Below are 25,733 nucleotides of genomic sequence, written 5' to 3'. Positions count from 1 at the left end.
ATAGGCACGACCCGCCAGATGGGGGGAAATGGGCCATGTCCAGCCAACCGGTTTCGCGCTCCAAAATCGAAGCGCACTCGATTGATTTCGTGCCCTTGAGCGAGCGGCACGGCAAAGTCTGGCATCTGTGGCCGGTGTGGTTTGCCGGCGACGCGCACCTGGCTACGCTGGCCACCGGCGCGCTGGGGATTGCCATGGGGCTCAACCTGTTCTGGTCGCTGGCCGCGATCGTCGGGGGCTGTGCACTCGGCACGTTCTTCATGGCGTTCCACGCGGCGCAGGGGCCGCAACTGGGCCTGCCGCAGATGATCCAGTCGCGCCCGCAATTCGGCTATCGCGGGGCGTTGCTGGTCTGGGTCGTCGCGCTGATCACTTACGTGGGCTACAACGCGTTCAACCAGGTGCTGGCGGCACAGACCGTGCACGAGCTGGCAGGCTTGCCACCGCGCCCGACCATGGCGGTTTTCACCGTCCTGGCGATGGGCGTGGCGCTGATCGGCTATGACCTGATCCACCGCGCGCAACGCACGCTGGCTTTCGCCCTGATCGCCATCCTGGCGGTGTTCACGGCCGGCGCCGCGCTGCTCGTGCCGCTGCCCGCCGGGCAATTCGATCCGCACCGCTTCGTCATGATCCCGTTCCTGCTGCAATTCTTTGCAGCGGCCGCCTATCAGCTCAGCTGGTCGATCTATGTATCGGATTATTCGCGCTATCTTCCCCCGGAAGTGGGCGTGCGCGCGGCATTCTGGTGGACGTTTGGCGGGGCGATGCTGGGCGGCGTGTGGATGATGGCGGTGGGATCCATTGCTGCAGCTGCCCTGCCGCAGGAAGGGGTGATCGCTGCCGCGCGCCTGGTGGGCGACCAGATCGTGCCCGGCTTCGGCATGGTCCTGCTGGTCGTCGCCTTTGCCGGGTTGATCACCGCCACCTCGCTCAATTTCTACGGTGCGTCGCTCACGCTGCTGTCGATCGCGGATTCGTTCATGACCTTGCGCAGCACGATCCGCGAACGCGTCGTGTCGCTGGTGATCGTCACGGTGCTGGCTTCGGCACTGTCCTTTTCGGCGTCGAAAGACTTCATGCACGATTACGAATTGTTGCTGTCCGTCCTGCTCTACATCTTCACCCCGTGGACGGCGATCAACCTGGTCGATTTCTACGTGGTGCGCAAAGGGCACTATTCGATCGCGGCGATATTCGATCCCGATGGCATCTATGGCCGCTGGAATGCGCGGGGCTTGCTGGCCTATCTGGCCGGGTTCCTGGCGATGGTGCCGTTTTTCAGCACGCACGTGTTCACGGGCCCGGTAGCGCGCGCTTTGGGCGGGGCAGACGTCTCGATGCTGGTCGGGCTGCCGGTCTCGGCAATCGCCTATTTGTGGCTGTGTCGTGACATTGCGGCGGGTCAGGATGATGCAACATCCTACCATAAGCAAAGCGTTTGTTGACCATAAGTTGCGCTTTGCTTAGCTTTTTTGACAGGAGGACCTGGCTGAACTGATCCGGCGAGTCCGCAAAAGCGAAAAACGCCGCGTTTCCCGTGATCATGTTTGGTATAACACATGGGGGAATTCATATGCGGTATAAGCATTTATCCGGCGTCGCCAGCCTTGCTCTGGTATGCGGCGCAACGCCGGTCATGGCCCAAACGGCGCCTGCGGTCGATGCCGCCGAAGGCGTGACGGAAGACAATCCCATTGTGGTTTTCGGCCGGGGCGAAACGCGCCAGGTGCAGACCGTTACCGCGATCGACATCAAGGCCGCGACGCCTGGCACCAGCCCATTGAAGGTTCTGGAAAAACTGCCCAGCGTTTCGGTGCAGTCGGCCAATGCGCTGGGCACCAACGAATGGTCCACGCGCTTTTCGGTGCGCAGCTTCAGCCAGAACCAGCTTGGTTTCACGCTGGATGGCGTGCCGCTGGGTGACATGAGCTATGGCAATTTCAACGGGCTGCACATCAGCCGCGCCATCGCTTCGGAAAACATCGGCAGCTCCACGCTGGCGCAAGGCTCGGGTGCGCTCGATACGCCGTCCAGTTCCAACCTGGGCGGCACGGTGCAGTTCTTCAGCCAGACGCCCACTGACGACTTCGGCGTCGATACCCAGGCCAGCTATGGCAGCGAAAACGCCTATCGCCTGTTCGGCCGCGTCAACACCGGTGACCTGGGCGGCGGGGTGAAGGCCTATGTCAGCGGATCGTGGCTCGATGCGCCCAAGTGGAAGGGCGAGGGCAAGCAGCAGGCCTGGTCGGTCAACAGCAAGATCGTGGTGCCGCTGGGCACCAGCGCCAAGCTGACCGCCTTTGCCAACTATTCCGATTTCAAGGACGACGACTACATGGATATGTCGCCGGCCCTGGTGAAGAAATACGGCTGGAACTGGGATTACATTCGCAACGACTACAAGACGGCCCTGGCGATTGCCAAGAACCTGCAATCGGACCTGGTCAACTATTCCAAGTATTGTGAAAACTATGCCGGGTATGACCAGACGATCTGCGCGGACGATACCTATTACAACGGTTATGGCCTGCGTAAGGACTTCCTGGCGGGCGCCAGCCTGACGGCGGACCTCGCGCCCGGTCTGTCGCTGCGCGTTTCGCCCTATTACCACCACAACAAGGGCATCGGCACCTGGTGGACGCCCTATACGCCCACGCCGGGCGGCGCGGCGCTGTCGATCCGCGCCACGTCGTACAAGATCGCGCGCGGCGGACTGACCGGCGCCCTGACCTACAAGATCGCCAAGAACGAAATCGAACTGGGCGGCTGGTACGAATCCAACAAGTATACCACGGCGCGCAATTTCTTCGGCCTGGCTGACAGCACCACGTCGAGCATCGACAACCGCGAATGGCCCGAAGGGTCATTCTATCTGCAATACAAGTACAACTTCAAGATCACCACGGGACAGTTCTTCATCCAGGACACGTTCCAGGCCACCGACAATCTCAAGATCAACGCCGGGTTCAAGGGCCTGAGCGTTATTGTCGACAACAAGTACGATCCGGCCAGCCAGTCCACAGCCGCCGCGCGCGATACTTCGGGTCGGCTCAAGGCGCGTGACCTGTTCCTGCCCCAGGCCGGCGTGAACTACACCTTCAATTCGGCGGTCGAAGCGTTCGTCAGCTATGCCGAGAACATGCGCGCCTTCACCACCGAACCGTTCATGACCAACCAGGCCGGTTTCCAGGCGATCAAGAATACCATCAAGCCCGAGACGTCGAAGACCATCGAAGGCGGTTTCCGCTTCCACCTCGATCATTTCGAGGGTTCGATCGCGGGCTATCACGTCAAGTTCGAGAACCGCCTGCTCTCGGTCCAGCCCTGCGCGATTATCGTGGGCTGCGCCACGATCCTGTCCAACGTGGGTTCGGTCACCACCAACGGTGTCGAACTGGCCGGCACTTATCACCTGACCCGCGCTCTCTCGCTCTATGGTTCGTATTCCTACACCGATGCGCGCTATGATGACGATGTGTTGAGCGGCACGCTCTATCACACCAAGGACAAGCAGGTCGCCACGGTTCCGGCGCATCTGGCCAACGCCGAAGTGGCTTATGACGATGGCGTGATCAGTGCGCGGGTAGGTGCCAACTATCAGTCCAAGCGCTATTATACCTATACCAACGATGCCAGCGTGGCTGGCCGCGTGCTGGTGGACCTGTCGCTGGGTTACAAGTTCGACGCCGCCGATGGGCCGCTCAAGAACCTGGAAATCCAGGGCAATGTCACCAATCTGTTCGACAAGAAGTATATCGCCACGCTGGGTGAGAACGGCCTTGCGTTCACCGATCCTTCCGGCACGCTGCAATCGATGCTGGTAGGGGCGCCGCGCCAGGCCTCGATCACGCTGCGCAAGCGGTTCTAAGCCATGATGGGTGCCGGCCGGCGCAGCGCCGGCACCCATGCTTTCCCTGGGGAAACCGAATGACGCATCGGCCCGCGCGCCGCACTTTCCTCAAAGCGGTGGCGGCGGCTGCGGCATCGGGCGCCTTGCCGCCATCGATCGCCACGGCCTTGGCCCTGCCGGCCAATCGGCGCACCGGCACCCTGGCGGATGTGGAACACGTGGTCATCCTGATGCAGGAAAACCGCGCGTTCGATCACTATTACGGCACTTTGCGCGGGGTGCGCGGGTTCGGCGATCCGCGCCCGCTGATGCTGCGCAACGGGCGCAGCGTGTTTCACCAGCCCGCCCCCGATGGCCATGGGCCCGATGGCACCGGCACGGTGCTGCCATTTCATCTCGATGGACAGATCAGCAACGCCCAGGGGCTGAAAAGCCTGGACCACAGCTGGAAAGGCGCTTTTGCCGATTGGGCGGAATACGACGTGTGGATCAAGCACAAGACGGCCCAGGCGATGGGCCATTTCGTGCGCGCCGACATTCCCTATTACCATGCCCTGGCCGACGCGTTCACCATTGCCGACCAGTATTTCTGCTCTCTCCACGGGCCGACCAATCCCAATCGCATGTTCCTGTTCACCGGCACCAGTGGCCTGAGCGTGGGCGATGATCGCGCGCAGGCGGTGGACAATGTCGACGACGGCAACTGGACCGCCGACATGGCGCGCGACAAGGCCGATTTCCCCGCCGTTTCGCGCTGGACGACGTATGCCGAACGGCTGCAGGCGGCGGGCATCAGCTGGCAGGTCTATCAGGAATACGAGAACTACGGCGACAACTCGCTTGCCTATTTCGCGCAGTTTCGCGGGCTGGAGCGCACCTCGCCGCTCTATCGCCGCGGCCGTGCCTTCATTGAGGGCACCAGCCTGCAAACCGCCGCCACGTCGCAGGCGCAATACCTGGTTTCCGCCTTTGCCAAGGATGTGGCCGCCGATACGCTGCCGCAGGTTTCGTGGATCGTCGCGCCCTACAAGTATTGCGAGCATCCCGAGGCGACCCCGGCCTATGGCGAAAGCCTGACGGCGCGACTGGTGGAAGCCTTGGTGGCCAATCCCAAGGTCTGGGCCAAGACCGCGCTGATCATCAACTATGACGAGAACGACGGCTTTTTCGACCATGTGCCCGGCCCGGTGCCGGCAATATCGCGCCAGCAGGGCCTGACCAGCGTGGACCCGCGCGGCGAAGTCTACAAGGGCGAGCCGGTGGGCCTGGGGATCCGCGTGCCGCTGCTGGTGGTGTCACCCTGGACGCGCGGCGGGTTCGTGCATTCGGGCGTGGCCGATCATACTTCGGTGATCCGCTTTCTGGAGCGGCGCTTTGGCGTGATGGAGCCCAATATTTCCCCCTGGCGCCGAGCCGTGACCGGGGATCTGACAGATATGTTCGATTTTGCCGATCCCGATGCCGCCGCGCTGCATGCCATGCCCGCCATCGGCGATTATCGCGCCCGCGTGGCGGCCCAGGCCAGCATGCCCCAGCCCCGGCCGCCCCAGGCACAGGCCCTGCCACAGCAGGAACCGGGGCAACGCCCGGCGCGCGCGCTGCCGTATCGCCTGGCCGTGCGGGAAGCGGGCGAGGGGGCCGATTGGCAGCTGGTCTTTGCCAACACCGGCCGCCAGGGTGCAGTGTTCCAGGCCTATGATCGCGCAGGCAGTGCCGGCCCGTGGACTTACACGGTGGCCGCTGGCGCCACGCTGCGCGACCGTCCGCCTGGGCTGGGCGAGGGACCGTGCCGGTTGACCGTGCGCGGGCCGAACGGCTTTGTGCGCGAACTGGCCGGGCCATTGCCACCTCCCGCGCGGGTCGGGCTGGAAGAGGCCGGCGATCAGGTGGTGCTCACCCTGGCTAACCCCGGTATGGCGCCGCTCGCGCTTACCGTGCGGCGCCTGGCCTATGGCCCGCGCGAACTGGCGCGGCTGACGCTGGCGGCAGGGCAGACCCGCACTTTGCGCGTGCCCGTGGCGGCCAGCCACCACTGGTATGACCTGGTCGTGGATGGCCCCGCTGGCTTTCGCCGCCGCTATGCCGGCCATGTGGAGACGGGCAAGCCGAGCTGGTCGGATCCCGCGATCGGCACGCTGGTGGAGGCATAGACAACGCCTGGATATTTGTGGTCGCCCGAATTCCTGACAGAAACCGGTCCCACATTTTTGTCATCGCGTTCTAAAGCGGTTCTTTCAGCCAGGCCACGCCCCGGCGCAGTAGCTCGTTGAACACCGGCAAGTTCCAGGCGCAGCGGTCCACGCTGGGCCACCAGTCCAGCATCGGTTGCAGGTCATAATGCCCGCGACAGTGGCCGAGCGTGAGGTAGAGCACGGCGCCCGCGCCGTGGTGCTTGATATAGAACACCGGATGGCGGCCCGGCGCGGCGTCTGCCTCGACAAAGCCGGTGCCCGGCTCGGTGCAGCAGGTGTCGAGCAGGACGTGCAAGTCTCCATGGGTTTCCAGATGGTAGAGTTCGTCCGTCGTTTCGAACGGCTCCACTCCGGCCACCAGCGGGTGATCGGGATCGGCCACGTCCACGCGATAGGGCGCGATGGGCGGGTGGCTGATGAACTGGCTGCCCAAGAGGTCCATGAACAGCGGGGCCCAGCGCGGCGCGTCCCACAGGCCGGCATTGGGCCCATCGGCCAGCAGGCGCAGCACCGAATTGGTGCCGTGCAGGGCATACCAGCGCCCACCGCGCGCCAGCCAGGCGCGCAGGGCTTCCTGCGCGGCGAGCGAGGGCGTGATGTCGCAGGTGTAGGTGATCAGGATATCGGCCGTCTCGATCGCGGCCACGTTCTCGTAATCCTCGAACACGCGGGTGCGCACGGCGGGATCGTCTGCCAGCAGCTTCAAGAGTTCGAGCCGGGCAAAATCGATGTCGTGCCACACCCCGCTGCACACCAGCACGCAATTGATGCGGCGCGGGTGGCTTTCGCCGCTCTCGCTCATCCTTGCACCCCATCGCTGCCATCGGCAATGCCCAGATAGCGGTCGAGTGTCTGCTGGAACTGGCGGATGCGGATTTCCTGGTAATTGCCCAGCTGCACCTGGCCGGTCTTGGACGCATGCAGGCCTTCCTGCACATAGGGCAGGTTGTCCATGTCCTGTTCGAACACGTCGCCCAGGATGCCGAGTTCGGGCGCTTCGGTCCATTTCTGGTCGAGCGTGAGGAACTTCATCGGCACGCCGCGCGGGTGCTTTTCGCCCTTTTTCACGCGCATCAGGATGCGCACTTCCATGATGCAGGTATCGGGCGTCTTTCCGGGGCGCCAGCGATAGACGATGTTGGGCATGAACCCGCCCCACGGCGCAAAGTTGGGGAAGACGTTGTAGACCAGCGCGTCGAGCAGTTCGGCGTCGGTGGCGTCTTCATGGTCATAGCCGGTCTGCGCGGTATAGGCGGCGCGCATGCGCGCGCCCAGCGCCTCGCGCGCGGTCATCCCTTCGGGCACCGAAACGGCATAGGGATCGGCGGCGGGATCATAGTTGTCGCCGCTGCGGCCGTTGTATTTCACGAACTGGTCGACGATCCACTGCTCGCTCTTGCCATTGGGATCGAGGTGCGGAGACATCGTGCCGAACGGCACCAGGTTGACGTTCACATGATCGCCCCAGGTCCAGTAGGCGCTGTTGCAATCGCCGGTGAACGGCAGCAATTGCGGGTGGGTGACCACGGTGTGCCAGGCTTCCATGAAGGCTTCGGCCGTCACTTTCCAGTTGGCCGGCACTTCCTTGCCCACCCACATGACGGTCACGCAATCCTCGTGCCGCCAGCGCTTGAAATGGTCGGGCAGGGGGGCGAGGAATTCTTCGAGGCTTGGCCCGCCCGGCTCCTCGCGCAGGAAGATGTAGCCGCCCCACCGGCCCACTTCGACAGGCGGCAGCGACAGCTTGTTTTCATCCAGGTGGGTAAAGTCCCACTTGCAGGGCATGTGGTTGAAACTGCCGTCCTTGTTCCAGGCAAAGCCGTGGAACGGGCAGACGAAGCGATCGGCACTGCCATCCTCCGTGCGCAGCTTGCGCCCGCGATGCAGGCAAACGTTGTGCATCGCGCGCACGCTGCCATCGTCCTGGCGCGAGATCAGGAAGCTGCGCCCGGCGTTTTCATAGACGACATAGTCGCCCGGCTCGGGCAGGTCTTCCTCGCGCGCGGCGAACTGCCATACGCGTGGCCACATCCGCTCCCGCTCCAGCTGCGCGAAATGCTCCGACGTATAGCGCGCGGCGGCAATCGGCGTGCTGCCGCGATTCTGGTAGCTGGGCGTGACCAGGACATCGGGCGCCGGGCGCGAGTCGCGGGCCATGAGTTCGAGCCAGCTGATCCCCTCGCTCACCGGCAAGCCGCAGCTTTCGGGCGTTGGCCGCGCGGGATCGGCGATGGTTTCGGGGGATGCGGTATCGGATGCTGCCATGGTCGGTGCCGTCCTGTCCTCTCGCGCCGGGCCATTTTAGCGGATCGCGCCCGCCCGGCATTCTTGCCAGCATGGTCTAGGACGGGGGGCGGCGGCAAGTCACCTTGCTGAAAGCATAGGTTTCGCTCTGGCCCTGATCACGGCATGATCGCAGGCCAGAGCAGAAACGCGGGAGAGCATGGCCGTGGCCACAAGGCTGGAAGGAAAGGTGGCGCTGGTAACCGGCGGCACCAGCGGGATCGGCGCAGGCGCGGTGCGACGCCTGGCGGCGGAAGGCGCGCATGTGGTGTTCACCGGATCGCGCGCCGAACTGGGCGAGGCGCTGGCGCGCGAAGTGGGCGGCCGCTTTGCCACCCATCGCGTGGAGGACGCCGAGGCGTGGCCGGCGCTGATCGAGGGGATCCTGGCCGATCACGGCCGGCTCGACATCGCCTTTGCCAATGCCGGCACCGAGCAGGGCGATGCCAGCATCGAGGACGTGACCATCGAGGGCTGGCACAAGGTCGTGGCGGTCAACCAGACCGGTGTGATGTTGACGGTGCAGCATGCCATCCGCGCCATGGCCCGCAACGAAGGGGCGACCGGATCGATCATCGTCAATTCCTCGATGAACGCGGCGCGCCCCTTGGGCAATTACGTGACGTATTCCACCACCAAGGCCGCTGTGGTGGCCCTGGCCAAATCGGCGGCGGTCTATTGCGGGCAGAAACGCTATCGCATCCGCGTCAACGCGATCCTGCCCGGCGTGGTGGAAACCGACCTTATCCGCCACATCATGGAAAGCCAGCCAGATCCGGCCGCCGTGCGTGCGATCTATGAAGGCATGGCGCCGATGAATCGCATGGCCCAGGTGGAGGAAGTGGCCGGCCTGGTGGCCTATCTTGCCAGCGACGAGGCGGCGTTCATTTCCGGCGCGGAGATCACGATCGACGGCGCCACCACCGCCGGCATGATGGGAGTTTAGGCCATGGAACGTCTTGCCGGAAGAATTGCCCTGGTGACGGGAGCCTTGCGCGGGATCGGCCTTGCCATCGCCACGCGCTTTGCCCGTGAAGGGGCAAGCGTGACAGTGACCGATCTCGATGCCGCCGACAGTCCGGCCGTGGCCGATGCCCTGGCCGCGATCGGTGGCGGCGCGGATTATCTGCGCGCCAATGTGACGAGTGAGGACGACTGGGCCGCCATTGCCGCGCATATGGATGCCAAGGGCGCCTGCCATGTGCTGGTCAACAACGCCGGCACCGATCTGACCGGCGCGGTCGAAAGCCTGACGCTTGAGGCCTGGCGCAAGATCATGGCCGTCAATGTCGACGGCGTGTTCCTGGGTACGCGCGCGCTCGTTCCGCTCCTGGCGAAATCGGGCGCTGGCGTGGCCGGCGGGGCGAGCATCATCAACGTCAGCTCGATCATGGGCTTGGTCGGCTATTCCGAGGTTTCGGCCTACAACGCCAGCAAGGGCGCGGTGCGGCTGTTCACCAAGGGCATCGCGGTGGAATTCGCGCACAAGCGCATGCCGATCCGCGCCAATTCGCTGCATCCCGGCTTTGTGCGCACGCCGCTGCTCAACGCCGGGTTCCAGCGCTGGGTGGACAAGGGCTTTGCGCAGAAACCCGAAGACCTGGTCGCTGCGATGGAAGGGGCCACGCCCAACGGCCGCCTGGCCGAGCCGGAGGAACTGGCCGGCCCGGCGGCGTTCCTGGCGAGCGCGGACGCCAGCTATATGACCGGGGCCGAACTGGTGATCGATGGCGGCTGGACCGCACAATAGGGAAAAACGCCATGGCTTTTGAACTCGATAACGTGGTGGCCGTGGTCACCGGCGCGCGCGGCGGCATCGGCCGCGAAGTGGTGCGCGCGATGAAGGCGGCCGGCGCCACGGTGGTGGCAACCGACGTGGGTGCACCCGAGGAAGGGCTGGCCGACCATGCCTTGGCGCATGACGTGACCAGCGAGGCCGATTGGCAAGCCGTGGCCGATCTGGTCGGTCGCGAATATGGCCGGCTCGATGCGCTGGTCAATGTCGCCGGCATCAGCGTGGTGGCCAGCATCGAGGAAACGCCCCTGGCCGAGTGGCGCCGCATCAATGCGGTGAACGTGGAAAGCGTGGTGATCGGTGTGCAGACGCTGCTGCCGTTGTTGAAGGAGGGCGGCAAGGCGCGCGCAAGCGGGGCCTCGATCGTCAACTTTTCCAGCGTGGGCGGGATCAAGGGGGCGCCGTTCAACGGCGCCTATTGCACCAGCAAGGCGGCCGTAAAGATGCTCTCGAAATGCATGGGCGCCGAATTTGCCGCGCTGGGCTACAACATTCGCGCCAACAGCGTGCATCCCGGCGGGATCGATACGCCAATGCTGCAATCGATCATGCAGCGCTATGTCGATCTGGGCGCGGTGCCTTCGCTCGAAGTCTCGATGCAGGGCGTGGTGGCCGCGCATCCGATCGGCCGCCTGGGCCGGCCGGCGGAAATGGCTGGCGGCGTGGTCTACCTCTGCTCTGACGCGGCCAGCTTCGTCACGTGCAGCGAATTCATGATGGATGGTGGCTATTGCATGAGCTGAAGCGGATGCGTGCTGCCGGCATCCCGGCAGCACGCATAGGCATCAGAAATGGTGGCCCGGACCGCGATAGCCGCCCGGCCGACCATAAGGGCCGGGACGACCATAATAGCCCGGCCGGCCGTAATAGCCGCGATCGCCCCAGCCATTGGGGTGATAGGGGCGATAGGCGCGGTAATAGTAATCGTGGTACGGATAAGGGCGATAGGTCCAGCGATCGCCGACGTAGACCCACGGGCGATACCAGCCCGGCGCGGCGTAGTAATAGTTGGAAAAATAGACCGTGTCATAGCTGTAGGGCGCTGCGCCCGATCGCACGACGAAGCCCGGCGGGCACCCCGGACTGGTCTGGTTGGCCGTGCTGCCGCCGATCGCGGCGCCGCCGACGGCGCCCACCGCCGCGCCGGCCAGGGTGCCGAAGCCGCCATCGTGGCGGCTGGACAGGCCATTCCCGACCAGCGCGCCAAAGATGCCGCCGATCACCGCGCCCGCCGTGGCATTGCTACGCGCCTTGACGCAGTTGTCGCGCGCCCAGGCTTCGGCATCGGCGGCATAGCGGGCGTCCCGTTCGGCCTGGACCTGATCGATCGCGGCGGGGCGATAGCCGGGCGGCGGGGGCGGAGGCCGCGTGCCGTCGTAGCCCGGCGGCGGGCCCTGGTCATAGCTCTGGACCTCGACCGTCCGGGTCGTGGTGGTTGTTGTCGTGGTCTGCGCGCCCTGCTGATAGGGCTGGGCATAGCCCTGGGGCGGCGCCTGGTTATAGCCGGGCGGCGGACCTTGATCATAACCCTGCGGCGGCTGGTCGCGGTAATCGGGCGGGGGCGCCTGATCATAGCCCTGGTTCTGGTCATACCCGGCATTCTGGTCATAGCCAGATGGCGGATAGGCCTGTTGCGCGGTGGCGCTGCTGGCCATGATCGGCAGCGCCGCCACGGCAGCGGCGCTGGTAACAAGCACGATGCGGGAAATGGGTTGGGGCATCGAAAGGATCCACTCACTGTGATGGACATGGGCTATGCCTGTCCGCGTGAACGGATGCTGACGGTTTGTGGCGCTTTGCGGCGAGTTGAGGGGGTGCGAGGTTGCGTTTTGCCGCCGGCCCCTCCGTCAGGCCTGCGGCCTGCCACCTCCCCATTGCATGGGGAGGATCCAAGGTCCTCCCTGCCGCAGGCGTGGTGGAGGGGCCTTATCCTGCCGTGGAAACCGGCGGCAGCAACATGGCCATGCCCAGGCGGGCGATACGCCAGGCGCCGTCTTCCAGCGCCATGTCGAACGCATAGCGCGCTTTGACTTCCAGCAGCGTGCTGTCGGTGCCCAGGCTGAAGGCGTGGCCATAGGCAGTGAGGCTGGCGGTGGCGCCATCGTAGGCCACCAGCGCCACACTGCCGAGGAAATGGGCGTTGCTGGCCATCGTGCCAAAGGCCTGCTCGAAGAAGGCCTGGATGGCGGCGCGGCCGGTGATCTGGCCCAGCCCCAAGCTGGTCAGGTCATAGCAGCCATCGGGCGTGAACAGCGCGGCGACGCCGGCGGCATGGCCGATATCGTCCACTGCCATGGCATAGGCGGTGACCAGATCGGCCAATGCTTGGCGCACGTCTGCCGGGCAGGGCGGTGCGGGATAGGTCATCCGGCCTGCACCGGTCCCTTGCCGGCCACATAATCGTTGAGCAGTTCGTGGAAGCGCTGGATGCGCTTTTCCTGGCCCGGCAGGATGCAGCCCTTGAACCCGCGCGAATTGAGGCCTTGCTGCTGCGTGGTGCCGATGGACAGGTCCTGATCCGCCACAAAGCCCAGCGACACGCCATCGCCATAGCGGCTGTGCCGCGCCACGGCATCGTGGCGGAAAGGCACGGTGCCCACCGGCGTGACCACCTCTTTCATGCCCTTGACCGGGGGATAGAGGCACCAGTGCTGGAACACGCACTTTTCCGGATCGGTCGGGTGCGGTTCGGTGCGCAAGACCTGCATCTGTTCGGGCGACATGGTGAGCGTGAGGTTGGGGAACAGCGTGCAGTGGAAATAGTCCACCAGCTGCTGGTCGGTCATGTGCTCGTACATGGTATAGCCGCGCTCGGGCCCCAGCTTGCGCTTGGCGGCGATCACGGCGGCGCGAATGTCGCCGGTGTGGCCATGGTAATCGGCCGGATCGATGCCCCAGGCGCGGGCGATGTCATCGAGTGGGGCAGGCACTTCGGCGCTGTGGTAATCGACGCGGGTCGTTGCCTGATGGCCGATCATCCACATCGCGTTGTGGCCACTGGGATACATCTCGAACAAAGTCGTGGGCAGGCCATCGTTGATGAAGGTCGCCAGTTCGGGATGGATCGTGGGGAGGTGATAGCTTTCGTTGAAATTGTCGCGGATGATCTTCCAGTTGAAATCGGCGTCGCACGAAACCTTGAGCACGCGCACCCAGTTTTCCAGGCCATAGTTGGCCAGGCGTTCCTGCAAAGGCGCCATCCATTGCGCCAGCGGCGGCACATCATCGTCCATGCACCAGAACACGAACGGGCCCCAGGTTTCGCAGCGCAGTTCCGAGAGGTGGACTTTGCCGCAGGGGTTGCCGCCAGCAAAATCATCGGGGTCCTGCACTTTGGCCAGCACGCCATCGGGGGTGAACTGCCAGCCGTGATAGCCGCAGGTGATGCGCGGCATATGGCCGGCATCGCCCAGCACCAGGCGGTTTCCGCGATGCGGGCAGCTGTTGTAGAACGCGCGCACCCCGCCATCGGCCTGGGCGATCATCAGGATCGAATCCTTGCCGAAATCGTGGCGGATGAAATCGCCTTCCTCTTCCAGTTCGGCCAGCATCCCGCCCAGGTGCCACACCTTGGGCCACAGGTTCTGCGCTTCCTTGTCCATCCATTCGCGCGAGATATAGCGATCGGCGGTGATCGTGTCGCCGCGCACGGGCATGTCGAATTCGGGCGAATAGCGGGACTTGAGTTCCTGAACCGTCATCGCGGGCGCGCTCCTTACATCACCGGCTTGGGCAGGGTGGGATCGTCCTGCAGGTACCAGTTGAGCCATTCGTGGAAGTATTGGTTGCCGCGCTCGTTGCGGCCGAACACCAGATTGTCGTGCGCGCCGCTTTCCAGGCCCTTCTGGATTTCCAGGCCGATGACATAGTCTTCCTGGTAGGTCACATCGCGGAAGAAGTTGATCATCTGCTCCACCGCGGCGCGGTCGGCCTCGTCGCGGATCGGCTCGCGGCGCAAGTAGTGCAGCACGGTGCGGTTGCGATCGGGCGTCGGCCCGGGAAACAGCTGGGCCACTTGCGTGATCTCGGGCGCGAGGAAGGCCGAGACGTTGGGAAAGAGGATGCGCACGAAATCGAAGCCGTTGTTTTCCTGATCGCCCCAATCCTCGCGCGGGACGTCCTTGAGCGCTTCGGCAATGCGGTGTTGCGGAAAGCCGATACGCATCGAAGGGCCGAACCCTTCATAGAACATGCGATTGGATGGCGTGCGCGGCTCGATCGTTTCGGGGTGCAGCGAGGCGAAGTGATAACCTTCGAGATAGCCGTCGAACGCGATCTTCCAGTTGGCGCCCTCGATCGTGCGGCTGCCGAGATAGGTCCAGTCGGCAAAGCCTGCGCTGTCGAAATCGTCGAGGAAGCCTTGGAAATAGTCATCCAGATCGAGCGGAGCATTGGGCGTGAGCGACACGAAAATCATCCCTGCGCGTTCTTCGCAAGGGAGGGCGCGCAGGGCGAGTCCGGCCTTGTCCACGTCGCCGAAATTGGCGCTTTCGGAAATGCCCAGCAGCTTGCCGTCCTGGCCATAGGTCCAGCCATGATACTTGCAGGTGAAGCGGGCGCACTTGCCATGTCCTTCCGACGCGACCGGCGCACCGCGATGCGAACAGACGTTGAGGAACGCCCGCACCGCACCGCTCTTGTCGCGCACGATCAGGACCGGCAGCCCCATCGCGTCCATCGCCTTGTAGTTGCCCGGTTCGGGCAGTTCGGCGGTGAAGGCCAGCATCAGCGGCAGGCGGCGGAACACCAGTTCCATCTCGGCCTTCCACTGATCGGGATCGGTGTAGCTGGCCGTGCGCACGCGCGCCACCTGCTGGGCCTGGTACGTGCTGTTGTGCTCGACGTAATCCAGCATGATCTCGGCGATGTCGCCGATCCGCTGGCGCCGCTCGGCCCGTTCGTTGCTCATCTGCGGCCTCTCCTGCCTGCATTGTTCTTTCGCGGGCCCAAGGCTGCCGCAGGCCGAGCGCCTTGCCAAGCTGGGACAGGTGACAGGTTCCTCTTATTTTGGCCAAGTGGACAGGGGCACTTGAAGCGGCGCACAAGCGATGGATGGGCGACGCAGAGAGGATCATGGGTAACAGCCGCGAATCGACGCCACGGCAGGGCCAAGTGCGGGGCCAAGTGCAGGGATTGCCCTGGCCGCCCGTTCCCGCCGCGCACCAGATGGCATTTGCCCAGGGCGGGTTGTGGCCCAGCACCACGATTGCCGATCGCGCGGCAGACCTCGCCGCCCAGCGGCCCGATGATCCGTGCATGATCGACGAGGCCGGCGCGCTGACGTTTGCCGCGCTGTGGGCCGACGGGCAAAGCCTGGCGGCGAGCCTGCGCGCGCGGGGTTTGCGGCCGGGCGACGTGGTGGCGTTCCAGCTGCCCAATTGGCGCGAGGCGGCGGTGATCAACCTGGCCTGTGCGCTGGCGGGCCTGGTGATCAACCCGATCGTGCCGATCTATCGCGACGCGGAATTGCGCGTGATGCTGGGCGATTGCGTGGCGCGGGCACTGTTCGTGCCGACCACGTTCCGCAAGGTGGACTATGTCGCCATGGCCGCGCGGGTGAAGCCCGACCTGCCCGCGCTGGCCCACGTGTTCACCGTGCGGGGGCAGGGGCCAGACGACTATGCCGCCTTGGTAGAGGCCGGGCGCGCGTTGCCCAGCGCAGCGGTGCCGGTCGATCCGCAGGGCGTGAAGATGGTGCTCTATACCTCGGGCACGACGGGGCGGCCCAAGGGGGTGCTGCACAGCCATGCCACGCTGGGCCGGGTGATCGGCCAGAGCGCGGCATTCTGGGGGCTCAAGGCCGGGGATGCCATGCTGATGCCATCGCCGGTCACGCATGTTTCGGGCTATGCCAACGGGCTGGAAATGCCGCTGGTGGTGGGCACGCGCACGGTGCTGATGGAAAGCTGGCATGCGCAGGATGCGCTGGCGTTGATCATGCGGCATGGCGTGGTGGGTACGGTGGCGGCCACGCCCTTTCTGGTGGAACTGGCCCAGGCGGCCCGCGATGCGGGCGAGACGCTGCCGGGCTTCCGCTTCTTTGCCTGTGGCGGCGCGGCCGTGGCGCCCGACGTGATTTCCCGCGCGCGCGATGCCTTTGCCGCGTGCGCGCCATTCCGCGTGTTCGGCAGCTCTGAAGTGCCGCTGGTCAGCTTTGGCTGGCCGGACAATCCCGACCGCGCGAGCCAGACCGACGGACGCATCGTCGATTACACCGTGCGCATCGTGGACGATGCCGGCAACGATCTGGGCGATGGCCAGGAGGGGGAAATCCTGGCGCGCGGGCCGGCGATGATGATCGGCTATGCCGATCCGGCGCAAACCGCCGCCGCCATCGATGCGCAAGGTTTTTTCCGCACCGGTGACCTGGGGGTGCGCGATGCCGATGGCGCCATCACGGTGACCGGCCGCAAGAAGGACCTGATCATTCGCGGCGGGGAGAACATTTCGGCCACCGAGATCGAGCAGGTGCTGGCGACGCATCCGGCCGTGGCCGACTGCGCGGTGGTGGCGATGCCCCACGATCGCCTGGGTGAAGGGGTTTGCGCGTTCGTGGTCACGCGGGCAGACGTCACGGCGGCAGACCTGGCCGCGCACGTGGCGCAAAGCGGGCTGGCGCGGCAGAAGATTCCCGAGCGCTTCGAATGGGTGGCGCAATTGCCGCGCACGGCAGCGGGCAAGATCCGCAAGGACCAGCTGCGCGCGCAGATCGCGGCAGTTATTCGGGAAGAGGTTGCTCTGCCGCCGGGTTGAGCGGCCCTTGGTGGGCGCCGACCCATTCGCGCCACAACAGCATCAGCACGGCGATCAGCGCCGGGCCGATCACCAGGCCGATCAGGCCCCAGCTCTCGATCCCGCCCAGGATGGCAAGCAGCACCCACAGGAACGGCAGCCGCGTGGCGCCGCCGATGAACACCGGCCGCACGAAATGGTCGGCCACGAACACCACGATGCCGCCAAACGCCAGCACCGCCACGGCCGCTGCCGCCTGGCCCGCCGCGCCGAGCAGCGCGGCGGCCAGCACCACCGCCGCCACCGCGCCCAGGGGAATGGCCGAGAGCAGCGCGGTCAGCAAACCGAGCAGCGCGGCATGGACCACGCCTGCCAGGCCATAGGCCACGCCCATCAGCACGCCTTCGCCAAAGCCGACGATGATCAACCCGTTGACCGTGCCGCGCACGGCCATCGCCGCCTGATCGACCACGCGCACGCCCGCCTCGCCAAATGCGCGGCGCGTGCCGATGCGCAAGCCATGCGCCACGCGCGCACCATCGCGCAGCAGGAAAAACAACGTCAGCAGCATGAAGCTGATCAACAGCACCCGATGTGCCACCAGGCCGAGAATCTTTTCGCCGGTGGTGAAATGAAGGCCGCGCGCCTGATGCGAAAGGCGGTCGATGGCCTCGGGCGTGGCCAGGGTCTGTTGCCACAAGACGACGAGATGATCGCCATAGGGCAGGCGTGCCAGGAAAGCGGGCACGGGCACGCCCTGGGCATGGGCCTGCGCCAGCCATTGGGTGACGGCCATGCTGTCATGGATCACCGCGCTGGCCACCATGGCCAGGGGGATGACGAAGATCAGCAGCACGAGCAGCGTGAAGATGGCCGGCAGCACCAGCGATTGCCCGCGCGGCCAGCGCTGCGCGGCGGCCGCATGCAGCGGCCAGAGCGAGAGCGCCAGGATCACGCCCCAGCCCAGCGCGGGCAGAAACGCGCGCAAGGTCCACAACCCGGCCAGTGCCAGCAGCGTGATGGCCACCAGCCCGGTCAGCCGCTGTGCGCGGGTGGCCTGCTGGCCGCCTTGGGAAGTCCAGGTTCCGGGGGCATCGTCTTGGGGGGGCGCTTGCATCCCCCATGCCTAGCGCAGCCAAACGCGCGGCGCCAGTTCGGGTGGGTGGGTTTGGGCATCCACCACCCCCCGACCCCCTCATCTAAAGAGGAGGGGGAGTATCAAGCAAAAGCCCCCTCCTCTTCAGAAGAGGGTGTTGGAGGTGCTGCGAAACCTTAAACTGCCCCGGCCATCGCGGCGGCCATTTCTTCGCGCGTGGGGTTGCGGCGCAGCGTGAGGCCGCCGTTCACCTGCAGGTTTTCCCCGGTCATGAAGCATTCGTCGCTGGCCAGGAACACGGCGGCGGCGGCGATGTCGTCGCTGGTGCCGATGCGGCCCAGGGGATAACCGGCGAGGAAACTGTCGAACAGGCCGGGCACGCCCTTGGCGTCAGCCGTCATCGGCGTTTCGGTCAGGCCCGGCGAGATCGAATTGGCGCGAATGCCTTCCTCGCCGAATTCATGCGCCACGCAGCGCACCACGTGATCGGTTCCGGCTTTGGTGCCCATGTAGGCGGCGTGGTCGTTGAGCATGATCGTCGCCGTGGCGCTGCTGATCTGGATCAGGCTGCCGCCCGCGCCGCCGCGGCTGCGCGCCATCTTGCGGATCATCGCCTGGCAGAACTGGAACGGGCCCACGTATTGCAGGGCGGTGATCGCGTCCAATTCCGCGCGCGTCGTATCCAGGAACGGCTTGAGCAGGCCCCAGCCCGTGGCATTCACGGCAATGTCGATCCCGCCCATCGCGGCCACGGCGGCGTCGGCCATGGCGGCAAGGCTTTCCTCGCTGGTGATGTCGCACGCGGCCCAGTGGCAGGCGTGGTCCGTGGCGAATTGCGCCAGCACGCTTTCCTTGCGCCCGGCCACGAGCACGCTGGCCCCTTCGTCGAGAAACCGGCGGGCGATATGCTGGCCCATGTTGCCTGCGCTGCTCGCGCCCAGAACCACGGCGCGCTTGCCGTTCAACCTGCCCATCGTGCTCTCCCGCCTGGCGTTTGTTGCCGCTTGCTATCACAGGCCGTCGCGCGCCATTCCTCTCCAAAAGGGCAGTGGAGCGCGCGCCGCGCGATGGGCCAGTCTGCAGCCAAGCATCATGGCGCGGTTCGCGCGTGGAAGGAACGAGAACATGGATCTGGGACTCAAGGGGAAAAAGGTGATCCTCACCGGCGGCAGCCGTGGGATCGGCCGCGCCACGGTGGAACTGTTCGCCGCCGAAGGCGCCGATGTCGCCTTCTGCTCGCGCAATGCCGACCAGGTGGCCGAAACCGCCGCTGCACTTGCTCGACATAGCGGCAAAGTGGTGGGCACCCCGTTCGACATGGAAAGCGGGCACGATGCCTATCGCGCCTGGCTGGCCGACGCGCGCGACGCGCTGGGGGGCTGCGACATCTTCGTGCCGATGATTTCCACCAGTGGTGCCGGCGCCACCGGCGATTGGCAGAAAAGCCTGGATTACGACATCATGGGCCTGGTGATCGGGGTGGAAGTGCTGGAAGACGCGCTGGCCGCATCGGGCGAGGGCAGCGTGGTCGTGACAGCCAGCACGGCGGGCGTGGAAACCTTCATCGTGCCCCAGGGATACAATGCGCTCAAAGGCGCGCTGCTGGTGCACGCCGGGCAATTGAGCCAGTCGCTGGGCCCCAAGGGCATCCGCGTCAACTGCGTGTCGCCCGGGCCGATCCGCTTTCCCGGCGGCAATTGGGAAGCGATCGAGGGGCTCATGCCCGAGCTTTATGCCAGCACGCAGGCGCAGTTCGCGCTGGGCCGCTGGGGCGGGCCCGAGGAAGTGGCGCGCAGCGTGGTGTTCCTGGCCAGCCCGGCGTCTTCGTTCACCACCGGGACCAACGTGGTGATCGACGGCGGATACACCAAGCGCGTGCAATTCTGAGGGTGCTGGCAGCGGGGTGTTGCTTGGGCCCGTCGAAGGGCCCAAGCAGCTGACTTTAATCCACCGCCAGCACCAGCTTGCCGGTGTTGGCGCCGGAAAACAGGCGCATGAACGCGTCATAGGCGTTGTCCAGGCCGTGCTGGATATCCTCGTCCACGCGCAGGCGGTCTTCGCCGGTCCATTGCGCCACCACGGCGCCACCTTCTGCAAAGCGCGGCACGTAGCCGGCGATGAGGAAGCCCTTGATCGTTGCCTGCTTGACGATCACCTGCCACAAGTTGCGGATGCCGATCTTTTCAGGCGCATTGTATTCGCTGATCAGCCCGCACAGCACCACGCGCGCGTGTAGCGCCAGGTTCAGCAGAACCGCGTCCATGACGTCACCGCCGACATTCTCGAACAGGATATCCACGCCCTGGGGGGCTGCTGCGGCGATTTCGGCCGACAATGCGTCCACGCTCTTGGCGCCGGACGCGCTTTTGTAGTCGATCGCCACGTCGAACCCATAGTCTTCCACCAGGCGGCGGCATTTTTCCGCGCCGCCGGCAATGCCGATCACGCGCAGGCCCAGGATCTTGCCGATCTGCCCGACCATCGAACCCACCGCACCGGCCGCGCCGGTGACCAGCAGGGTTTCTCCGCTGCGCGGCGCGGCGGCGTCGGTAAGGCCGAAATAGGCCGTCAGCCCCACGGCACCCACGGCGGAAAGATAGCGCGACGGACTATCGACGATCGACACGTCGATCTTGCTGGTAAAGCCGCCCGGGGTGACGACCGAGTAGTCTTCGATGGCATTGAGACCCAGAACCCAGTCGCCCGCAGCGAAATCGGGATTGCGCGACTCGTGCACCACGCCAACGGTCGTGGCGCGCACGGCATCGCCCAGGGGGATGGGCGGCATGTAGCTGGGCGCATCGTCCATCCATCCGCGCTGCGCCGGATCGAGCGAGACGAAGCGATTGCGCACCACCATGCCCCCTTCCGGAGCGCTGGGGACGGGCGTTTTTTCCAGGCGAAAATCGTCGCGCGCGGGGGTGCCATGGGGGCGGCGTGCCAAGATAAAGCGGCGGTTTTCCAAAGCGTTCATCCGTCTCTCCCAAGTCCTTGCGGGGCCCTGGCCAGCATTGCGCGCCGGCCGGGCGAACAGGCCGGAATGCTTGGCCCAATCGTGCCACCACGCACCTATGATTTGTTGCAGTAGGTTGGCGTGGCCACACCCGACTAGGTTCACACCATCAAAGGGCAAGAACCCTTCGCCAAAAAAGATCCTAGGGGGAGTGAGAGGATGAAAGGCTGCTTTGGCAACCGTGTTGCGTGCGTGCTTCTGGCCGGAATCAGCTTGCCGCTGATGCCGGGGCTGGCCTTGGCCGAAGAGGCACCAAATCCACAGACCGCGCCGCAGCCTGAACCGCCGCAGGCCGGCACGGAGGTGTCGCAGGATACCAACGCGATCATCGTCACCGCCCGCCGCCGCGCGGAATCGCTGCAGACCACGCCGGTGGCGATCACCGCGGTGAATGCCGCGATGCTGGAAAACAAGGCTGCGGTGAACATCGGCGATTTGCAGGGCGCGGCGCCGGGCCTGCTCATCACCCAGCAGAATTCGGGCGCCCAGGCGGCCAACCTTTCGATCCGCGGCCTGACTTATGCCGATATCGAAAAGAGCCAGACGCCCACCGTGGGCGTGGTGGTGGATGGCGTGACCATCGGCACCAACACCGGCCAGTTGCAGGACGCGTTCGACATCGCCCAGATCGAAGTGCTGCGCGGCCCGCAAGGCACGCTGTTCGGCGCCAACACGATCGGCGGGGTGGTCAACATCACGCGCAGCAAGCCGACGATGACCGCCGGCGTGAAGGCAGAATTTACCTATGGCCGGTGGAATACCTGGTCGGGCAAGGCGATTGCCAACTTCGGCAATGGCGAGACCATGGGCCTGAAGCTGTGGTATTTCCACAATCAGACCGACGGGTTCTATCACAATGCCACGTTCAACCGCCCCGATGGCGGATCGAAGGGTGACAGCTTTGGCGGCACCGTGCTGTTCAAGCCGGCCGGGTCTGATTTCACGGCGCAATTCACCCTGGAAAACGTGATCCAGTCTTTCGCCCCGGCGGTGAGCAACCTGGCCAAGACCGGCGAAGTGTTCTGCGCGTTCGAACCGGCGCAGGAATGCAACCGCAACACCACCACCGACCTCTACACCACCTTCGGCCAGAGCGCGACGAGCACCTATCACGCGCCCGATGCCACGCTGGAAATGAACTATTCGCTGGGCGGCGTGAAGCTCACCTCGATCACCGGCTGGCGCCATAGTGCTGAGCGGCAGACCCAGGATTTCGACGGATCGTCCACCGATCTCTATTACGTGGAACGCATACAGAATTACACGCAATGGAGCCAGGAACTGCGCGCGGCCGGCAATCTGTTCCAGGGCTTCGACTATGTCGTCGGCGGGTTCTATTTCAACAGCAAGTACGATTTCAAGCAGTGTTCGCGCGTGTTCGGCTTCTCGCCCAATACCCCGCCCTGCACGTTCGATGCCGCGCCGCAGATCGAAAACGCCAAGTCGGAAAGCTATGCCGCCTTTGCCGATTTCAACTGGGCGGTGGTCGACAAGGTGCGCATCTCGTTCGGCGGGCGCTGGTCGCACGATTACAAGTATCTCGCCAATGGCTTCCTGGGCGCGCCGTTCCCGCCCGGCGCGGCCAACTTCTCGAAATTCACGCCCAAGGCGGGCATCGACTTCCGCCCCAATGCCGAGACGATGCTCTATGCCAGCTGGTCGCGCGGCTATCGTTCGGGCGGGTTCAGCCCGCGCGCGGGCGATGCCAACTATGCCACCAAGCCGTTCCAGCCCGAAACGCTCGATTCCTATGAAGTGGGCGCCAAGCTCGACTTGTTCGATCACCGCCTGAACATCAACCTGGCCGGCTATATCTCCGATTACAAGAACATGCAGCAGAACACGACGATCCCGTGCACCTGCTCCACCGGCAACCAGACGATCACCAGCAACGTGCCGGGCGGCGCGCTGATCAAGGGTATCGAGTTCGACGGGTCGCTGCGCGTCAGCTCTGCTTTCAAGATCACGGCTTCGGCGGCGCTGATGCAGTCGCACTTCCGCCGCTTCGTGGTGGGTGGCCTGGTCGGCACCACGATCACGCCGTTCGACTATACCGCCAACCGCCTGATCTATGCGCCCACGTTCTCCGGCTCGCTCAGCGGGGATTACACCTTGCCCACCGATTTCGGCAGCGTGGTGACCTCGCTCTCGTGGCGGCACATCAGCCCCTATGACGAGCAGATCTCGATCGCATCGAGCGCGGCTGGCACCACGGCGCTGGGCACCACCGGCCAGATCGTGAGCGGCAACGATCCGCGCGTGCGCACCGTGACGCAGGACCTGGTCGATGCCAGCCTGACGGTGAATTTCAAGCTCAACAAGGCCGATGCCTATTTCCGCGTGTTCGGGCGCAATCTGGCCGACATCCGCACCACCACGCACGCGTTCACCGTGGCCGGGCTGTGGTCGTTCGGCATGGCGCTGGAGCCGCGGACTTATGGCGGCACCATCGGCATAAAGTTTTAAGGACCGGGGGCGGTTTGCATGAGAAAGGAAGCAGTATGAAGCGCTTGGAAGGCAAAGTCGCCCTCATTACCGGTGGGGCATCGGTGCCTGGCTTGGGCAGTGCCACCGCGATCCGCTTTGCCCAGGAAGGGGCGCGGATCTATCTCACCGATCGCGACCTGCCCGGCGCGGAAAAGGTGGCGCAGTCGATCCGCGATGCGGGCGGCGTGGCCACCGCGCTGGCCCACGATGTGACGTCGGAAGCCGATTGGGACCGGGTGATCGCCGCGATCGATGACGCTGAAGGCGTGCTCGACGTGGTGGTCAACAACGCCGGGATCGCCGTGCTGGGCGAATTTGACAAAGTGACCACGGCCGACTGGTTGAAGCAGAACGACGTCAATCTCAACAGCGTGTTCCAGGGCACGCAGCGCGCTTTCGTGATGATGCGCCGCCCGGGCGCCGATGGCCGCGCGCGGGGTGGATCGATCATCAACATCTCGTCCGTCGCCGGGCTGATCGGCGTGCCGGGCTGCGCGGCTTATGCCGCCAGCAAGGGCGGGGTACGGCTGTTTTCCAAGGTCGTGGCGCTGGAAGGCGCGACCGATGGCATCCGCTGCAACACCGTACACCCCGGCATGATCGCCACGAACATCCAGGGCGTGGCGCTTGAAGACAATGCCGCCAATTACGATGCGGTGATGGCCATGGTGCCGATGGGATATATGGGCGCCCCCGAAGACATCGCCAACATGAACCTGTTCCTGGCGTCTGACGAAGCGCGCTACATCACCGGCGCCGAATTCGTGGTCGATGGCGGGATGACCGCGCGCTGAGTGTTTGGGCCTGGGTGGCGGGGTTTCAATGCCCTGCCACCCAGCGCATCGCATTGTGCACCAGCGTGCGATAGGCGGCATTGTCCCAGGCGCCGGGGCCGTCACCGGGCTGGAGATAGACGAGCCGGCTGGCCAGCGCCTGTTTCGCCCAGCCGATCAGCGGCGGAACGGGCGGATGGTCCCAGCCATGGTTGGCAAACATGTGCCCACGCACGGCCAGGTCTGCCGACCAGAAATGGTCGCGCGTGAACGGTGCGTCGCTGGTCAGTAGCGGCACCACATCGTCGGCAAAGACTTGTGCCAGATAGAGTTCGTCCTGCAACGCGAATTGCGGCGGCACGCCCTGGGTAACCGGGTGGGGTTGCGTGGTGGCGGTATAGGCCACGTCGTGGCGATAGCCGCTGTCGGACACAGGCGCGCCGCGCACCAGGGCCGGGCGATAGAGAAACTGGCCGCCCAGCCATTCATGATAGTCGGTCCAGGTGGGCCAGGCCGCCAGCGCATGATGCAGCGCCACCACGCCCTTGCCCTGTTGCAGCAGCGCGCGAAAGCCGGCCTGCAGTTCCGGCGTGGGTTCGACGAAGGCGGGCGGTTCTGCTGCCTCGAAATCCAGGCCGGGCATGTCATAGAGCACCAGCACGTCGAAATCGCGCATCCCTTGCGGGTTCATCAGCAGCGCGGCGGCGGGCTGGTCCACCATCGTGGCCGAAACGCCGTCCATCGCCTGGAACAGGGCATCGAAGCCGGTGCGATCGAACGGATGGCCGCGCACCGCAACCAGTGCGAGCAGTGCCGCATGGTGCCGGATGATCGGCATCAGAGGCCCTTGGGTGCGATCTGCCGGTGGATGTTGCGGAACGTGCGCGCGCGGAAATACCAGCGGCCGTCGATCCTGACGCATTCGTCGTCATATTGCCCGCGATCGCGGTGCACGCCATCGGGCCAGTCATAGACTTCGGCGGTGTAAGACCGCATCGTGGCCCGGTCCCCCTCCACCACGATGCTGCCGGGCCAGGCTTCGAACATGATGCCGGGATAGTGCTGCATCGCCTGGGTCCACATCGCCACGATGGCATCGCGGCCATGGGTGGTGCCGATCTCGGGATAATCGGGAAGCGACCACTGCGCGTCTTGCGCCCAGGTTTCGCCCCAGGCCTGCGCATCGCAGCGCGTGACCGCATCGGCATAAGTTTCGAGCAGCTCGCGCAGCGCCAGGCGATCTTCGGCGGGGCCGGTAAAGGGCATGCAGGTCTCTCCCGTTATGGCTTTGCCGGCCAGCATAGCCCGCTGCGGGCAGGCGGGCGCCTAGCGCATTGCACAGGCGGTGCCTGGCGGGGGGCTTCGACAAGCTCAGCCCGAACGGATTTCAAGGAAACCACTCCCCTTCCGCGTGCGGGAGGGCTTGGGGGAGGGCATGTTCCCCAAGACCGACCCAGCCCAGAGCATACCTTTGCGTAAAACTCGGGCATTGTCATGCACGGCAATGAT

21 protein-coding genes are annotated in these 25,733 nt (G+C 65.1%); 10 read left to right on the top strand and 11 right to left on the bottom strand.

Annotation, left to right across the window (positions count from 1 at the left end):
• The first annotated feature begins 35 nt into the window (after window positions 1-35).
• The 3 genes from FHW94_RS19005 (at window position 36) to FHW94_RS18995 (ending at window position 6,003) form a co-directional block, all read left to right on the top strand.
• A complete protein-coding gene (locus FHW94_RS19005) occupies window positions 36-1,448 on the top strand; it encodes a cytosine permease (RefSeq protein ID WP_168557413.1) in 1,413 nt (470 codons plus the stop codon).
• A 191-nt stretch (window positions 1,449-1,639) separates the two neighbouring features.
• Entirely contained in the window at window positions 1,640-3,871 is a 2,232-nt protein-coding gene (locus FHW94_RS19000) for a TonB-dependent receptor (RefSeq protein WP_168557412.1), read from the top strand.
• 59 nt (window positions 3,872-3,930) lie between these two features.
• Complete coding sequence (locus FHW94_RS18995) at window positions 3,931-6,003, top strand: phospholipase C, phosphocholine-specific (protein WP_168557411.1); 2,073 nt, start codon at window positions 3,931-3,933, stop codon at window positions 6,001-6,003.
• Between the two features lie 70 nt (window positions 6,004-6,073).
• Here the strand turns inward: FHW94_RS18995 and FHW94_RS18990 are convergent, their stop codons facing one another.
• Complete coding sequence (locus FHW94_RS18990) at window positions 6,074-6,847, bottom strand: ThuA domain-containing protein (RefSeq protein WP_168557410.1); 774 nt, start codon at window positions 6,845-6,847, stop codon at window positions 6,074-6,076.
• Complete coding sequence (locus FHW94_RS18985) at window positions 6,844-8,310, bottom strand: aromatic ring-hydroxylating dioxygenase subunit alpha (protein ID WP_168557409.1); 1,467 nt, start codon at window positions 8,308-8,310, stop codon at window positions 6,844-6,846. Before FHW94_RS18985 ends, FHW94_RS18990 begins: the two co-directional genes overlap by 4 nt.
• Window positions 8,311-8,494: 184 nt before the next feature.
• On the opposite strand from FHW94_RS18985, the gene FHW94_RS18980 reads away from it, so the two are divergent.
• From FHW94_RS18980 to FHW94_RS18970, 3 genes are read left to right on the top strand one after another with little or no spacing between them, the layout of a single operon-like run.
• Window positions 8,495-9,274 carry an SDR family NAD(P)-dependent oxidoreductase gene (locus tag FHW94_RS18980; RefSeq protein ID WP_349237559.1) on the top strand — a complete coding sequence of 260 codons (780 nt, stop codon included), beginning with the start codon at window positions 8,495-8,497 and terminating at the stop codon, window positions 9,272-9,274.
• Between the two features lie 3 nt (window positions 9,275-9,277).
• Window positions 9,278-10,078 (top strand): SDR family oxidoreductase, encoded by an 801-nt coding sequence (locus tag FHW94_RS18975; protein WP_168557407.1) that lies wholly within the window; start codon window positions 9,278-9,280, stop codon window positions 10,076-10,078.
• 11 nt (window positions 10,079-10,089) lie between these two features.
• Window positions 10,090-10,866: an SDR family oxidoreductase gene (locus tag FHW94_RS18970; RefSeq protein WP_168557406.1), complete on the top strand. Its 777-nt coding sequence runs from the start codon at window positions 10,090-10,092 to the stop codon at window positions 10,864-10,866.
• A 42-nt stretch (window positions 10,867-10,908) separates the two neighbouring features.
• Here the strand turns inward: FHW94_RS18970 and FHW94_RS23090 are convergent, their stop codons facing one another.
• The 4 genes from FHW94_RS23090 to FHW94_RS18950 all read right to left on the bottom strand — a co-directional run bounded on the left by FHW94_RS23090 (window position 10,909) and on the right by FHW94_RS18950 (window position 15,032).
• On the bottom strand, window positions 10,909-11,844 hold the full coding sequence (locus FHW94_RS23090; RefSeq protein WP_210425757.1) for a hypothetical protein: 936 nt from the start codon (window positions 11,842-11,844) through the stop codon (window positions 10,909-10,911).
• A gap of 205 nt (window positions 11,845-12,049) precedes the next feature.
• Window positions 12,050-12,490 carry a nuclear transport factor 2 family protein gene (locus tag FHW94_RS18960; protein WP_168557405.1) on the bottom strand — a complete coding sequence of 147 codons (441 nt, stop codon included), beginning with the start codon at window positions 12,488-12,490 and terminating at the stop codon, window positions 12,050-12,052.
• On the bottom strand, window positions 12,487-13,824 hold the full coding sequence (locus FHW94_RS18955; RefSeq protein ID WP_168557404.1) for an aromatic ring-hydroxylating dioxygenase subunit alpha: 1,338 nt from the start codon (window positions 13,822-13,824) through the stop codon (window positions 12,487-12,489). Before FHW94_RS18955 ends, FHW94_RS18960 begins: the two co-directional genes overlap by 4 nt.
• 14 nt (window positions 13,825-13,838) lie before the next feature.
• Complete coding sequence (locus tag FHW94_RS18950; RefSeq protein WP_168557403.1) at window positions 13,839-15,032, bottom strand: SRPBCC family protein; 1,194 nt, start codon at window positions 15,030-15,032, stop codon at window positions 13,839-13,841.
• A gap of 164 nt (window positions 15,033-15,196) precedes the next feature.
• Between FHW94_RS18950 and FHW94_RS18945 the strand changes: the two genes are divergently transcribed.
• Window positions 15,197-16,876, top strand: a complete 1,680-nt coding sequence (locus FHW94_RS18945; protein ID WP_246866269.1) for an AMP-binding protein — start codon at window positions 15,197-15,199, stop codon at window positions 16,874-16,876.
• Here FHW94_RS18945 and FHW94_RS18940 read toward each other — a convergent pair.
• Window positions 16,842-17,972, bottom strand: coding sequence for an AI-2E family transporter (locus tag FHW94_RS18940; RefSeq protein WP_168557402.1), 1,131 nt, complete (start codon window positions 17,970-17,972; stop codon window positions 16,842-16,844). The two genes, FHW94_RS18945 and FHW94_RS18940, sit on opposite strands and share 35 nt — an antisense overlap.
• A gap of 155 nt (window positions 17,973-18,127) precedes the next feature.
• On the bottom strand, window positions 18,128-18,925 hold the full coding sequence (locus FHW94_RS18935; protein WP_168557401.1) for an SDR family oxidoreductase: 798 nt from the start codon (window positions 18,923-18,925) through the stop codon (window positions 18,128-18,130).
• A 151-nt stretch (window positions 18,926-19,076) separates the two neighbouring features.
• On the opposite strand from FHW94_RS18935, the gene FHW94_RS18930 reads away from it, so the two are divergent.
• The gene (locus FHW94_RS18930) at window positions 19,077-19,838 is read left to right on the top strand and encodes an SDR family oxidoreductase (RefSeq protein WP_168557400.1); all 762 of its coding nucleotides are present in this window, start codon (window positions 19,077-19,079) and stop codon (window positions 19,836-19,838) included.
• Between the two features lie 55 nt (window positions 19,839-19,893).
• Here the strand turns inward: FHW94_RS18930 and FHW94_RS18925 are convergent, their stop codons facing one another.
• Window positions 19,894-20,925 carry an NADP-dependent oxidoreductase gene (locus FHW94_RS18925; protein WP_168557399.1) on the bottom strand — a complete coding sequence of 344 codons (1,032 nt, stop codon included), beginning with the start codon at window positions 20,923-20,925 and terminating at the stop codon, window positions 19,894-19,896.
• A gap of 198 nt (window positions 20,926-21,123) precedes the next feature.
• Here FHW94_RS18925 and FHW94_RS18920 point away from each other — a divergent pair, with 198 nt between their 5' ends.
• Window positions 21,124-23,430, top strand: coding sequence for a TonB-dependent receptor (locus FHW94_RS18920; protein ID WP_246866268.1), 2,307 nt, complete (start codon window positions 21,124-21,126; stop codon window positions 23,428-23,430).
• Between the two features lie 35 nt (window positions 23,431-23,465).
• A complete protein-coding gene (locus FHW94_RS18915; RefSeq protein ID WP_168557398.1) occupies window positions 23,466-24,245 on the top strand; it encodes an SDR family oxidoreductase in 780 nt (259 codons plus the stop codon).
• A 25-nt stretch (window positions 24,246-24,270) separates the two neighbouring features.
• On the opposite strand, the gene FHW94_RS18910 is transcribed toward FHW94_RS18915, so the two are convergent.
• Both FHW94_RS18910 and FHW94_RS18905 read right to left on the bottom strand, forming a co-directional pair.
• Window positions 24,271-25,062 (bottom strand): ThuA domain-containing protein, encoded by a 792-nt coding sequence (locus tag FHW94_RS18910; RefSeq protein ID WP_168557397.1) that lies wholly within the window; start codon window positions 25,060-25,062, stop codon window positions 24,271-24,273.
• Window positions 25,062-25,490 carry a nuclear transport factor 2 family protein gene (locus tag FHW94_RS18905; protein ID WP_168557396.1) on the bottom strand — a complete coding sequence of 143 codons (429 nt, stop codon included), beginning with the start codon at window positions 25,488-25,490 and terminating at the stop codon, window positions 25,062-25,064. The genes FHW94_RS18910 and FHW94_RS18905 overlap by 1 nt, the downstream gene beginning before the upstream one ends.
• Window positions 25,491-25,733: the final 243 nt, after the last annotated feature.

The sequence above is a fragment of the Novosphingobium sp. SG720 genome (genome assembly GCF_012275365.1).
Classification (GTDB): domain Bacteria; phylum Pseudomonadota; class Alphaproteobacteria; order Sphingomonadales; family Sphingomonadaceae; genus Novosphingobium; species Novosphingobium rhizosphaerae.
This window is presented reverse-complemented; position numbering and strand designations above follow the sequence as displayed.